Below are 13,655 nucleotides of genomic sequence, written 5' to 3'. Positions count from 1 at the left end.
GCGCAAACACCCAGCGGGTCAGCCGCCGAGGCCGCAGGCCTCGCCGCCCTCGAGGAAACCGGTCCGGAACGCGCCCACCAGCTCGAAGCCGGAGGTGTCGACGTCGGGGAACACCCGGTCGTCGACGCCGTACTGCAGGAGGAACTGCACGGCCTCGTCGAGGTCGCCGGGGCTGATCTCCGCCGGGAGCAGGTCGCCGAAGGCGTCGTCGTACCACTGGGCCTCGTACCAGCCGGTGAGGCAGACGGCCGATCGCGTCGCGGCGCCGTCGTCGACGGACAACCCGGCCTGGTCCCGCACCGCCAGCGCGTAGGGCAGGGCCAGGGCGGTGGCCAGGGCGAAGTCACCGATCTCGTCGTAGGCCGGCCCGGCCAGATCGGTCTCGTCGATGTAGACGGTCCGGTCGTCCTGGCAGTAGCCGAGGTCCCGGCCGTCGAGGCCCGCGCAGTCCGGGGCGTCGCCCGAGAACCCGGCGATCTCCGGAGGCGTGAACTGGCGCCCGGTCGCGGTGGGGAACACCTCGCCCCAGAAGGCGGGCAGCGTCGTCCCGACCCAGGAGACGATGTCGTCGAACCGGGCGTTGCCCTGGTTGACGTCGGTCGGCAGGAACTCCGCGGCGGTGAACAGCCGGTCCACCCCGAAGTCGTCGCGGCAGGTGCCCACCCCGGCGTCGAAGCCGTCGTAGAACGCCGACACCCGGTCGAAGTAGGAGCCGTGCGCCTCGACGTCGTCGGGATCGCTGCCGACGTCGTCCCGCAGGAGCAGGAAGCCGCGGACGACGTCGTCGAGCTCGGGTTCGCGCAGGGAGAGGTGGCGGGACCGGCCGTCGGCGACCCAGCGCGTCCACGCCCCGGCCAGGCAGTCCGCCTGGGTCTCGTCCTGGATGCTGCGGCCGGATTCGGCGAACCCGAAGCGGCCCTGCATGGCGTGGCCGAACTCGTGCGCCATCACCACGGGCACGAGGAAGCGGCCGTAGTCGTCGGCGAGCTCCTGCAGCAGCGAGCGGTCGTAGGCGATCACGTCGCAGGCGGGGTCGTAGAAGGCGTTGCCCGCCACGTCCTCCGGTGCGGTGAACGAGTCCTCGCAGCCGAGGCCGGTCTCCGGGTAGGCGCCCGCGTCGATGTCCGAGGAGTCGACCGAGAAGTAGCCGCCGGCGAGGGGGGTGTACTCCTCGCCGAAGTACTCCGGGTAGGCCTGGGTCCAGAAGGCCTCCAGGTCGGCCAGCGCGTTGCGGGCGAACTGGTCGATGGGTTCGTCGCTGACCCCGGTGATGGGGAAGTCCTCGGCGGGGACGTCGACCGGCTCACCGGGCCCGGGGGAGGCCTGCCCGCGGACGGTGTCGGTCGCGCAGCCGGAGAGCACCAGCCCGGCGAGCACCACGGGGGCCAACCGGTGCAGCAGCCGTCTCATCCGGCGGTCCTCCACGTGCCCGGTGGGTGCCCGCCCGGGCGGACGTGCGAGCCACAGCATGCCTGCTGGCCGGGGGAGCGCCCACCACCCGGCCGCGCCGGAGCGGCGCGGCCGGGTGCCGGGACGGGCGGTCAGCCCTCGTGCAGGAACCAGACGGTGCCGAGGGGCGGGGCGGAGATGGTCGCCGAGTAGGGCTGGCCGTGCCACGGCTCGGCCACGGCCTCCACGCCGCCGTAGTTGCCGACGCCGGAACCGCCGTAGCCCTCGGCGTCGGAGTTGAGCACCTCCCGCCACAGCCCGGGCCGGGGAAGGCCGATCCGGTACTCGTGGTGGGGCGAGCCGGCGAAGTTGACCACGCAGGCCAGCGCCGAGCCCTCCGCCGCGACCGGCGCCGGGGCGTCGTCCGCACCGGTCACCTCGGTGCCGGCCTCCGAGACGGTCTCGGTGTCGGTCGCCGTCTCGCCGGCGCCGAGCGCGGCCTTCGGCGCCGCGCCGTAGCGGACGAACGAGAGCACGTTCCCCGATGCGTCGTTGGCGTCGATCCACTGGAAGCCCGCCGGGTCGACGTCGAGGGACCAGAGGGCGTCGATCTCCTTGTAGCGGCCGTTGAGGTCGGTGACCAGCTGCAGGATGCCGCGGTGCGCGGGGTCGTCGAGGTGCCACCAGTCCAGCGAGCGGCTCTCCGCCCACTCGGAGTCCTGGGCGAACTCCGAGCCCATGAACAGCAGCTGCTTGCCGGGGTGAGCCCACATGTAGGCCAGATAGGCGCGCAGGTTGGCCAGCTGCTGCCACCGGTCGCCGGGCATCTTCCGCAGCATCGAGCCCTTGCCGTACACGACCTCGTCGTGGCTGATCGGCAGGACGTAGTTCTCGCTGTAGGCGTAGTGCATCGAGAACGTGAGCTGGCCGTGGTGGTAGCTGCGGTAGACCGGCTCCCGCTCGACGTAGGCCAGCGAGTCGTGCATCCAGCCCATGTTCCACTTGAAGCCGAAGCCCAGGCCGCCCAGGTGCGTCGGCCGGGTGACCCCCGGCCAGGCGGTGGACTCCTCCGCGATGGTCATCACGCCGGGGACCTCGCGGTAGACGGTGGCGTTGAACTCCTGCAGGAAGGCCACCGCCTCCAGGTTCTCCCGGCCGCCGAACTTGTTGGGCAGCCACTCGTCGCGGGAGTAGTCCAGGTAGAGCATCGAGGCCACCGCGTCGACGCGGATGCCGTCGATGTGGAACTCCTTGGCCCAGAACAGCGCGTTGGCGACCAGGAAGTTGCGGACCTCGGAGCGGCCGAAGTCGAAGACGTAGGTGCCCCAGTCCAGCTGCTCGCCGCGGCGCGGGTCGCCGTGCTCGTACAGCGGCGTCCCGTCGAAGCGGGCCAGCGCCCACTCGTCCTTGGGGAAGTGGGCGGGCACCCAGTCGACGATGACGCCGATCCCGGCCTGGTGGGCGCGGTCGATCAGGTATCGCAGGTCGTCCGGGCTGCCGAAGCGCGAGGTGGGCGCGTAGTAGGAGGTGACCTGGTAACCCCAGGAGCCGCCGAAGGGGTGCTCGGCCAGCGGCATGAACTCGATGTGGGTGAAGCCGGCGGAGACGACGTAGTCGACCAGCTCGTCGGCCAGCTCCCGGTAGGACAGCCCCTGGCGCCAGGAGCCCGCGTGCACCTCGTAGACGCTCATCGGCCGCTGGTGCCAGCCGGCCTCGGCGCGGGTGGCGAGCCAGGCGTCGTCCTGCCACTCGTAGGTGGACTCGGTGACGACGGAGGCGTTCAGCGGCGGCACCTCGGTGGCGAACGCCAGCGGGTCGGACTTCTCGCGCCAGGTGCCGTCGGCACCGAGCACGTGGAACCGGTAGCGGGTGCCGACCTGCGCGCCGGGGATGAAGATCTCCCAGACGCCGGAGGAGCCGAGCAGCCGCATCGGGTAGGCGCGCGCCTCCCAGTAGTCGAAGTCGCCGGTCACCTTGACGCCGCGGGCGCTCGGCGCCCAGACGGCGAAGGAGACGCCCTCGACGGTGCCGCGGACCGTCTCGTAGCGGCGGACGTGCGCGCCGAGCACCTCCCACAGCCGCTCGTGGCGCCCCTCGCGGATGAGGTGCTCGTCGATCGGGCCGAGCGTCGGCAGCCAGCGGAACGGGTCGTCGACGGTGTGCGTGGTGGTGCCGCCCTGGCCGTCGCCGAACACGACCTCGACGCGGTAGTCGCCGGGCTGCCGGGGGAGGCTCGCCTCGTAGATCCCGCCGTCGTGCAGCTGGGTGGCCTCGTAGCGGCTGCCGTCCTCGTCCAGGACGGCGACCGCGACGGCGTCCGGGCGCAGGGTGCGCACCGCCCAGCCCTCGGCCGTGCGGTGGGCGCCGAGGACGCGGTGCGGGTCGCGGGACCAGCCCTCGACGATCGCCCGGAGGTCATCGTCGGTGTAGGTCTGGATCTTGGCGTCCTCGGCCGCGCCGGCGGTGGTGCCGCCGGACAGGCCCGAGGCCGCGGCGGACGCGGTCTCCGGAGCGTCGCCGGCCGGGAGCACCGGGGCCGCCGGCTCCGCCGAACCGTCGGAGGTCCGGTCCTCGGGGGCCTGCGGGGTGGGGGGCGTGGCCGGGTCGTGGTCCGGCGCGTCCGGCTGCCCGGCCGGCTCACCCGACGGGGAGCCGGGCTGGGCGATCGGCGCGGGGGCCACCGCCGGGTTGGCGGTGGTCTCGGTGTCGTCGCCGCCGGGCTCGGGCGTGGCCTCGGTGGCCGTGGGGGCGGCCGCGACCTTCTTCGCCGTGGACCGCGTCGCGGCGGTCGTCCCGGTGTCCGTGGCCGCCTTCTTCGCCGCAGCCTTCTTGGCCGGGGCCTTCTTGGCCGGGGCCGCCTTCTTCGCGGCCGCCGCCCTCTTGGCCGGCGGCGTGTCCGCGGCGTCGGTGCCGGCGCCGGCGGTCGTCTTCTTCGCGGTGGTGCGCCGGGTCGCCTTCTTCACCGGCTCGGCGTTGACCACCGGGCCTGCGCCGTTGGCCTCGGCCTCGGCCACCTTCTCCTCCACGGCGCGCTGCAGATCGTCCTTGCCGGCCACGGGGCTCTCCCCTCGGTCGTCGGTCGTCATCGTCTCGCCGTCCTCGTCCTTCTCGGTGCTCTGGTCCGTCGGTTCGTGGGCTCAGTCGCGGCCGGCGAGCCGGGCGATCGACTGGAGCGGGATCATCAGCCAGTGCGGACGGTTCCTCGCCTCGTAGACGCATTCGTAAACCGCTTTGTCGGCCTCGAACGCCCGAAGGAGTGGTGACTCCCCGCACGCGTCCAGCCCGCCGGCCTCGGAGTAGCCGGCGCAGAAGGCGGCGCGGTTGCGGGCCGCCCACTCCTGGGCGCGGTACTCCCGCTGCGAGTCCTCCGGCTGCTCGACGAGCAGGTGCCGGGCGGCGTAGTCGAAGCTGCGCAGCATGCCGGCGACGTCGCGCAGCGGGGTGTCGAGCTCCCGGCGGGCGGCCAGCGGACGGGCCGGCTCGCCCTCGAAGTCGAGGATGATCCAGCCCGTGGCGGTGCGCAGCACCTGCCCCAGGTGCAGGTCACCGTGCACCCGCTGGCGCAGCACCGGCTCGTCGCTGTGCGCGACGGCGGCGTAGATCTCGCGGAGCGCGTCGGCGTGCTCGGCAAGCTGCGGGACGATCTCGATGGCCGCGTCCAGCCGCTCGGACATCTGCCGGGCCACGGTCGTGAACCACTCCGCGGCGGCCTCCTCCGTGGGGAGCACCTTCGCCATGTCCGCGTGCACCGACGCCGTCGCCGCCCCCAGCCGCTCGCTGTCGGCGGCGAAGTCGCCGCCCACCTCGTCGGCGTGCAGGTCACCCTCGGCGTAGAGGTCCCGGACGCTGGCCGTGGCCAGCCGCCAGCCGTCGCTGGCGTTGGGCACGAAGGTCTGCAGCATCGCCACCGTGGCCGGCTCGTCGTCCGCCGGGTCGTCGATCTCGACGTACCCCAGCAGCGGGGCGATGTGCTCGTTCTCCGTCCGGCGCAGCGCCCCGTGGATCTCGACGTCGGGGTTGAGGCCGGGCTCCAGCCGCCGGAAGAGCTTGAAGATCGCCTCCTGGCCGTAGACCAGGGAGGTGTTGCTCTGCTCGGTGGAGACGATGTCGCCGGGCAGACCCTCGGGGATGTCCCCCTCACCGGCGGGGGAGAAGTGCATCGGTCCCACGGAGGAGCCGTTGGCCAGGTGGATCAGCCACGGCGCGGTCGACTCGCGGTCGCGCATCGCGTCGTAGGCGTAGGTCTCCTGCCCCTCGTTGGCGACCGCCCCGATGTACGCCGACTCCAGCTCCTCGGACTGCTGGTCGCGCCAGGAGAGCGGCACGAGGTAGGTGTCGCGCCCGCCGTCGGTGTACTCGATCCGCACCCGGTGCACGGAGAGGACCGGGTTGCCGCGGTCGAGGAAGAACCCGTCCTCGGTGACGGCGGCCCACTCGCGGCCCTTGCCGCCGAACCACCGCTGCTGGGGGATCCATTCGCGGAACAGGTCGGTCAGTGCGTTCATCGGGGGTCTCCGGAGTCGTCGGACGGCTCGTCGGCGGCGCTGACCACACCCGCGGCCAGCAGGGAGTCGGCCACCGCGCTGGACGTGGCGCTGGCCCAGTCCTCGTGCTCGTCGGGGACCGGCTCGGTCGGCTTGGAGAGCTCGAACCAGTAGAAGCCGTGCCCGGCGAGGGTGAGCATGTACGGCAGGACGCCGATCTGCGGGAACTCCACCCGGCCGGTGAGCTCGACCGGCGTGTAGCCCTCGAACCGGCGCAGGTCCAGCTCGACCGGCTGCGGGAACCGCGACAGGTTGTTCACGCACAGCACGACGTCGTCGCCGAACTCGCGGACGAACGACAGCACCGTGGGGTTGCGGGATCCGATCTCGGCGTAGCTGCCCAGCCCGAAGGTGGGGTGCTGGCCCCGGACCTGGATCATCCGGCGGACCCACTGCAGCAGCGAGTTGGTGTTGCGGAACTGCGACTCGACGTTGGTGACCTGGTAGCCGTAGACCGGGTCGGCGTTCAGCGGCAGGTACATCCGCTGCGGGTCGGCGGTGGAGAACCCGCCGTTGCGGTCGGGGGTCCACTGCATCGGGGTGCGCACGCCGTCGCGGTCACCGAGCCAGATGTTGTCGCCCATGCCGATCTCGTCGCCGTAGTACAGGACCGGCGAGCCGGGCAGCGACAGCAGCAGGGCGTTGAACAGCTCGAGGGTGTTGACGTCGTTGTCCAGCAGCGGGGCCAGCCGGCGGCGGATGCCGATGTTGGCCTTCATGCGGGGGTCCTTGGCGTACTCGCCCCACATGTAGTCGCGTTCCTCGTCGGTGACCATCTCGAGCGTCAGCTCGTCGTGGTTGCGGAGGAAGACGCCCCACTGGCAGTTGTCGGGGATGTCCGGCGTCTGCGCCATGATCTCCGAGATCGGGAAGCGCTGCTCTCGGCGCACGGCCATGAACAGGCGCGGCATCACCGGGAAGTGGAACGCCATCTGGCACTCGTCGCCGTTCTCGCCGAAGTACTCGACGACGTCGGCCGGCCACTGGTTCGCCTCGCAGAGCAGCACCGTGTCGGGGTAGTCGGCGTCGACCACCTTGCGCACGTGCTTCAGGAACTCGTGGGTGCGCGGCAGGTTCTCGCAGTTGGTGCCCTCCTCCTCGAAGAGGTAGGGCACGGCGTCGAGCCGGAAGCCGTCGATGCCGAGGTCGAGCCAGAAGCGCAGGGCGTCGATGATCGCCTCCTGCACCTTCGGGTTCTCGAAGTTCAGGTCGGGCTGGTGGGAGAAGAACCGGTGCCAGAAGTACTGCTTGCGCACCGGGTCGAAGGTCCAGTTGGAGCTCTCCGTGTCCACGAAGATGATCCGCGCGTCGGCGTAGCCGGTGTCGTCGTCGGCCCACACGTAGAAGTCGCCGTAGGGCCCGTCGGGGTCGCTGCGGCTGGCCTGGAACCAGGGGTGCTGGTCCGAGGTGTGGTTCATGACGAAGTCGATGATCACGCGCATGCCGCGGGCGTGGGCGGCGTCGAGGAACTCGTGGAAGTCCTGGATGTCACCGAACTCGGGCAGGACCGCGGTGTAGTCGCTGACGTCGTAGCCGCCGTCGCGCAGCGGCGAGGCGAAGAACGGCGGCAGCCACAGGCAGTCGACGCCGAGCCACTGCAGGTAGTCGAGTTTGTCGATCATGCCGCGCAGGTCGCCGACGCCGTCGGCGTTGCTGTCGGCGAAACCGCGGACGAGGACCTCGTAGAAGACCGCGCGCTTGTACCACTCGGGGTCGGTGCCCGGCGGCGGGAGAGGGGAGTGGTTGCTGCTTCGGGAGTCGGGGACGGGAACGCTCATCGACGCCAATGCCTCGTTCGGGGGTCGGAGGTGCGGTCGGGAAGGCCGGTCAGCTGACCGGCGGGGGGAACTGCACGGGGCGGGGGAAGGTGACCGCGAAGACGTGCGCCGGCTCCCGGTAGGGGTCGAGCTCCACGTAGTTGAACTGGCCCCAGTCGTAGTGGGCGCCGGTGAGCTCGTCGGTGACCGCGAAGCGCTCGTGCCAGTCCAGGCCGAGGGACGGCAGGTCCAGTGCCGTCGTCCCGATCTGGGTGTCCCGGCTGGACAGGTTGACGACGACGAGGACGGCGTCGTCCGAACCGGGGTCGGTCTTGGTGAAGCAGAGCAGGTTCGGGTTGTCGACCTGGTGGAAGCGCAGCGTGCGCAGCTGCTGCAGCGCGGGGTGCGCCCGCCGCACCTCGTTGAGCCGGCGCAGGTACGGCGCCAGGCTGCGGCCCGAGGCCTCGGCGCCCGCCCAGTCGCGCGGGCGCAGGGAGTACTTCTCGCTGTCGAGGTACTCCTCGCTGCCGGGCTTCACCGCCACGTGCTCGAAGAGCTCGAAGCCGGAGTAGACGCCCCAGGTGGGGCTCAGCATCGAGGCGAGCACGGCACGGATCTTGAACATCGGCGGGCCGCCGAACTGCAGCGACTCGTGGAGGATGTCCGGGGTGTTCACGAAGAAGTTGGGTCGCATGTAGTGGCTGTTGGCGGCCAGCTCCTGCCCGTACTCCTCCAGCTCCTGCCGCTGGGTGCGCCAGGTGAAGTAGGTATAGGACTGCGTGAACCCGATCCGGGCCAGCTGGTGCATCATCGCCGGCCGGGTGAACGCCTCGGCGAGGAAGAGCACGTCGGGGTCGGTCTTCTTGACCTCCCAGATGAGCCAGTGCCAGAAGTTCAGCGGCTTGGTGTGCGGGTTGTCGACGCGGAAGATCCGGACGCCGGCGTCCATCCACACCCGCACGACCCGCAGCACCTCGGCGTAGATGCCCTCGGGGTCGTTGTCGAAGTTGACCGGGTAGATGTCCTGGTACTTCTTCGGGGGGTTCTCCGCGTAGGCGATGGTCCCGTCGGGCTTGGTGGTGAACCACTCCGGGTGCTCCGCGACCCAGGGGTGGTCGGGCGCGGCCTGCAGCGCGAGGTCCAGCGCCACCTCCATGCCGAGCTCGCGGGTGCGGGCGACGAAGGCGCGGAAGTCGTCCATCGTGCCGAGTTCCGGGTGCACGGCGTCGTGGCCGCCCTCGGCGCTGCCGATGGCCCAGGGGGAACCGACCTCGTCCGGGCCGATGTCGTGCGGGTTGCCACCGGGGAACTGGCTGGAGTTCGGGCCCTTGCGGTTGACCCGGCCGATCGGGTGGATCGGCGGCAGGTAGACGACGTCGAAGCCCATCTCGGCGATGGCCGGCAGCCGGTCCCCGGCGGTGGTGAACGTGCCGTGCGTCGGCTGCCCGCCGACGACCGGCCCCTCCGACCGCGGGAAGAACTCGTACCAGGACCCGTAGAGCGCCTCCTTGCGGTCCACCCACACCTCGTGCCGGGGGGACCGGGTGACCAGCTCGCGCACCGGGTGCTCGTGCAGGTACTTCTGCAGCCCCGCAGCCAGTGCCGGGGCGATCCGGACGGTCAGCTCCTGGGAGGAGTCGCGCAGGGCCGCGGCCGCCGCGACGACGCGGTCCCGCCACTCGCCGTCGGCCTCGGCGGCGACGCGGTCGAGCAGCCGCGCGCCCTCCTCGAGGTCGTTGGCCAGCTCGTCGGGCCCCTGGCCCGCCTCGACCTTGACCTCGACGGCGTGCTTCCAGGTCGCCAGCGGGTCGCTCCACGCCTCGACGCAGAAGGTCCACCGGCCCTCCTGGTCCGGCACGACCCCGGCGATCCAGCGGTCGGGCTCCGGGGGGAGCTTCGCCATGCGGAGGAAGGGGGCGGTCGAGTCGTCGGCGCCGGGGGCGGTCCAGACGACGTTGGCCGCGACGGCGTCGTGGCCCTCGCGGAAGACGGTGGCGGTGATCGGCAGGTGCTCGCCGACCACGGCACGGGCCGAGAAGGACCCGCAGGACACGACAGGGGCGACATCGGTGATGCCGAGGCGGAGGTCAGCGCGGCCATTCATCCCGGCCACGCTATCGAGCCACCGCCCCACCAGCATCTCGGCCACCGATCCGCCCCTCGCGCATCACCCGTTGGGGCTGCGCGGGGATGTGGCGCCGGGCGCGGGAAGGCCTTCGCGAAGGCCTGACGGCGGGCCCCGACCTGGTTAGTCTCGACCGGTGCGTGCTCTCCGTAGGTTCACCGTCCGTGCGGCTCTCCCGGAGCCGCTCCTGCCGCTGTCCCAGTTGGTGATGAACCTCCGCTGGTCCTGGCACGCGGAGACCAGGGACCTGTTCGAGACCCTCGACCCCGAGCTGTGGCAGCGCTGTGGCGGTGACCCGGTGCGCGCCCTGGGCGAGGTGTCGGCCGAGCGGCTGGCGGCGCTGGCGAAGGACCGTCGCTTCGTGCGCCGGCTCACCGACGCCGTCGACGACCTCGAGGAGTACCTCGCCTCCCCGCACTGGTACCAGTCGCTGGGGGACGAGGCGCCCGCGACGATCGCCTACTTCTCGGCCGAGTTCGGCATCAGCGAGGTGCTGCCGCAGTACTCGGGTGGCCTGGGCATCCTGGCCGGCGACCACCTGAAGGCCGCCTCCGACCTCGGGGTCCCGCTGATCGGCGTGGGCCTGCTCTACCGGGCCGGCTACTTCAGCCAGGGGCTCTCGGCCGACGGCTGGCAGCTGGAGCACTACCCCTCGCTGGACCCGCACGGCCTGCCGATCAAGCTGCTGCGCCAGGCCGACGGCTCCGCCGTCGTCATCAACGTGCCGCTGCCCGAGGGCCGCACCCTGTACGCGCACGTCTGGCGCGCCCAGGTGGGCCGCGTCTCGCTGCTGCTGCTCGACAGCGACATCGAGGAGAACGCCCCTGCCGAGCGCCTGGTCACCGACCGTCTCTACGGCGGGGACGAGGACCACCGCCTCCGCCAGGAGATGCTGCTGGGCATCGGCGGGGTGCGCGCGCTGCGCGCGTACTGCTCGCTGACCGGCACCGCGCAGCCGGAGGTGTTCCACGCCAACGAGGGCCACGCCGGCTTCCAGGGCGTCGAGCGCATCCGCGAGCTCTCCGAGGCGCACGGCCTCACCTTCGCCGAGGCGCTGCAGGCCGTCCGCGCGGGCACCGTCTTCACCACGCACACGCCGGTGCCGGCGGGCATCGACCGCTTCCCGAAGGCCCTCATCGAGCGCTACTTCGCCGGCTTCGGCGTGCCCATGGACCAGCTGCTCCCGCTGGGGGCCGAGAACGACCCGGCCAAGTTCAACATGGCCCACATGGGGCTGCGGCTCGGCCAGCGCGCCAACGGCGTCAGCCAGCTGCACGGGCACGTCAGCCGCGGGATGTTCAACGACCTGTGGCCGGGCTTCGACGAGCGCGACGTGCCGATCGGCTCGATCACCAACGGCGTGCACGCCCCCACCTGGACGGCGCGCGAGCTGGTCGAGATGGGCACCCAGACCTCGAGCCAGGGCGACACGGCCGACGTCGAGGGGGACGTCCACTTCGACGGCGTCGACCGCATCCCCGCCGCCGAGCTGTGGAGCACCCGGCGCCTGCTCCGCGGTCGCCTGGTCGACGAGGTGCGCCGCCGGATCCGGGAGACGGCGCTCTCCCGCGGGGCCACCGAGACGGAGGTCGGCTGGACCGACAGCGCCTTCGACCCCGACGTGCTGACCATCGGTTTCGCCCGGCGGGTGCCCTCGTACAAGCGCCTCACCCTCATGCTGCGCGACCCCGAGCGGCTGAAGGCGCTGCTGCTGGACCCCGACCGGCCGCTCCAGCTGGTGATCGCCGGCAAGAGCCACCCGGCCGACGACGGCGGCAAGGGGCTCATCCAGCAGATGGTCGCCTTCGCCGACGACCCGGAGATCCGGCACCGCATCGCGTTCCTGCCGGGCTACGACATCGGCATGGCCCGCTACCTGTACTGGGGCTGCGACGTCTGGCTGAACAACCCGCTGCGCCCGCTGGAGGCCTGCGGCACCTCGGGCATGAAGGCGGCGCTGAACGGCGGGCTCAACCTCTCGATCCGCGACGGCTGGTGGGACGAGTGGTTCGACGGCCAGAACGGCTGGGCCATCCCCACGGCCGACGGCGTGGCCGACGCCGACCGCCGCGACGAGGTCGAGGCGCGGGCGATCTACGACCTGCTCGAGACCCAGGTGCTGCCGAGGTTCTACGAGACCGACCACGAGGGGATCCCGGGGCGCTGGGTCGAGATGGTGCGGCACACGCTGCGCGAGACCGGCCCCAAGGTGCTGGCCACCCGGATGGTCCAGGACTACGTCCGCGCCCTGTACGTCCCGGCCGCCGGCTCCGCCCGGACCATGGCCACGGACGGCTACGCGCCGGCGCGCACCGAGGCCTCCTGGCGGTCGCACCTGCTGTCCCACTGGCACGACGTGCGGGTCGCGCACGTGGAGACGACCGGCGTGGGGGACACCCCCGAGATCGGGTCGAGCCTCGCGCTCCGGGCGGAGGTCGAGCTGCCGGGGCTGACGCCCTCCGACGTCGAGGTCCAGGCCGCCTACGGCCGGGTGGACGACGCCGACGGGCTGCACGAGGTGACGACGGTGCCGATGAGCCACGAGCACACCGACGGCTCCCGGCACTGGTTCACCGCCACCGTGCCCCTGGAGCGGACGGGTGCCTTCGGTTACACGGTCCGGGTGCTGCCGCACTCGGAGTACCTGGCCGACCCGGCGGAGCTCGGTGTGGTCAGCACCGCCTAGGGGGAGGACCCACGAGGCATCGGGCACCCCGCTGGTCACAGTGACCACGTGTGACCTCGTGACACCCCGGCGTGGCGGGAACCCGCGACCAGCCAGACCGGCTGTGCATCACTAGGCTGGACGCTATGCCCGACCGCTGTGAAGTCCTCCCAGGAGATGCCGTCGTCGCCCGCCGCGGCGGCGGCCTGCTGTGGGTCGACGCTCCCGGCTCGCCCGCCCTGGTGTCGGCCCTGCACGCCTGCCTGGGCGTCTCGGGCGCCGGCGCCGACCGCGTGCTGGCCGCCGTCGCCGGCCAGGTGAGCTCGCTCGCCTCCGGGAGCGCCTCGTTCGCGCTCGTCCTCACCTCCGACACCGGCACCGGTGTCGCGCTGTGGGCGGGCAAGGGCCAGCCGGCCGTCGACGGCGTCCCCGTCTCCGGCTCGTCGGTCGAGGGCGGCACGCTCGCGTCCGGCTTCGCGCTCGGGCAGGCGCTGTACGTGGGGCCGGGTCAGTCCGCCCCCGGCACCCCTCCCGGCGTGAGCTTCGACCTCGTCGAGGGCACCGTGCCCGGTGGTGGCGCAACGCTGCAGCTGGCCGGCGCCGCGCCGTCCTCCGCCGCGCCGGCGACCGCCGCCGCGCCGGCGTCGTCCTTCTCGCCGGGCCCCGACTCCGGCGGCTTCGGCGCCGGTCGCGGCTCCTCGGCCGCCGCCGCCGCCGCGCGACCGGACTCCGGCGAGCAGACCGCCTTCTGGCGGCCCGACCCGTCCGACGCCGCACCGATCCTGCGGTTCGACGACGGCATGGTCGTCACCATCGACGAGGACCTCGTGCTGGGCCGGCGTCCCGACAACCACGAGATGGTGGCCAGCGGCTCGGCGCGGGCGGTGCCGATCGCCGACACCCAGAACGTGCTCTCCTCGGCGCACGCCGCGCTGACCCGCTCGGGCCGCGAGGTCTCGCTGGTCGACCTGGGGTCGCTCAACGGCACCCACGTCGCCGGCCCCGAGGCCACCGAGTGGACCCAGCTCGAGCCGGGCGTCGCCCACCCGCTCTCCGACGGCGACCGCCTCCTGCTCGGCTGGACCGTCATCACCTTCGAGCAGCCGCAGGAGTAGCCGAGCACCTCGCGACGCCTGAGAGCCCCGGTCCGACATCGGACCGGGGCTCTCTGCATC

Annotated in this window: 7 protein-coding genes; 2 read left to right on the top strand and 5 right to left on the bottom strand. The window is 72.3% G+C overall.

Annotated elements, in window-relative coordinates; all coding sequences use genetic code 11:
• Positions 1-18 precede the first annotated feature (18 nt).
• The 5 genes from ACI79T_RS05745 to ACI79T_RS05725 form a co-directional block, all read right to left on the bottom strand.
• Positions 19-1,410: a neutral zinc metallopeptidase gene (locus ACI79T_RS05745; RefSeq protein WP_456609086.1), complete on the bottom strand. Its 1,392-nt coding sequence runs from the start codon at positions 1,408-1,410 to the stop codon at positions 19-21.
• 131 nt (positions 1,411-1,541) lie between these two features.
• Positions 1,542-4,475, bottom strand: coding sequence for a 1,4-alpha-glucan branching protein GlgB (gene glgB, locus ACI79T_RS05740; protein ID WP_456609085.1), 2,934 nt, complete (start codon positions 4,473-4,475; stop codon positions 1,542-1,544).
• A gap of 51 nt (positions 4,476-4,526) precedes the next feature.
• A complete protein-coding gene (locus ACI79T_RS05735; protein WP_456609084.1) occupies positions 4,527-5,894 on the bottom strand; it encodes a maltokinase N-terminal cap-like domain-containing protein in 1,368 nt (455 codons plus the stop codon).
• Positions 5,891-7,711, bottom strand: coding sequence for a maltose alpha-D-glucosyltransferase (gene treS / locus ACI79T_RS05730; RefSeq protein WP_456609083.1), 1,821 nt, complete (start codon positions 7,709-7,711; stop codon positions 5,891-5,893). Before treS ends, ACI79T_RS05735 begins: the two co-directional genes overlap by 4 nt.
• 49 nt (positions 7,712-7,760) lie before the next feature.
• Positions 7,761-9,794 carry an alpha-1,4-glucan--maltose-1-phosphate maltosyltransferase gene (locus ACI79T_RS05725; RefSeq protein WP_456609082.1) on the bottom strand — a complete coding sequence of 678 codons (2,034 nt, stop codon included), beginning with the start codon at positions 9,792-9,794 and terminating at the stop codon, positions 7,761-7,763.
• Between the two features lie 157 nt (positions 9,795-9,951).
• Between ACI79T_RS05725 and glgP the strand changes: the two genes are divergently transcribed.
• Complete coding sequence (gene glgP, locus ACI79T_RS05720; RefSeq protein ID WP_456609081.1) at positions 9,952-12,501, top strand: alpha-glucan family phosphorylase; 2,550 nt, start codon at positions 9,952-9,954, stop codon at positions 12,499-12,501.
• Between the two features lie 125 nt (positions 12,502-12,626).
• Positions 12,627-13,595: an FHA domain-containing protein gene (locus ACI79T_RS05715; RefSeq protein WP_456609080.1), complete on the top strand. Its 969-nt coding sequence runs from the start codon at positions 12,627-12,629 to the stop codon at positions 13,593-13,595.
• Positions 13,596-13,655: the final 60 nt, after the last annotated feature.

Source organism: Blastococcus sp. SYSU DS0619, from assembly GCF_054051035.1.
This window is presented reverse-complemented; position numbering and strand designations above follow the sequence as displayed.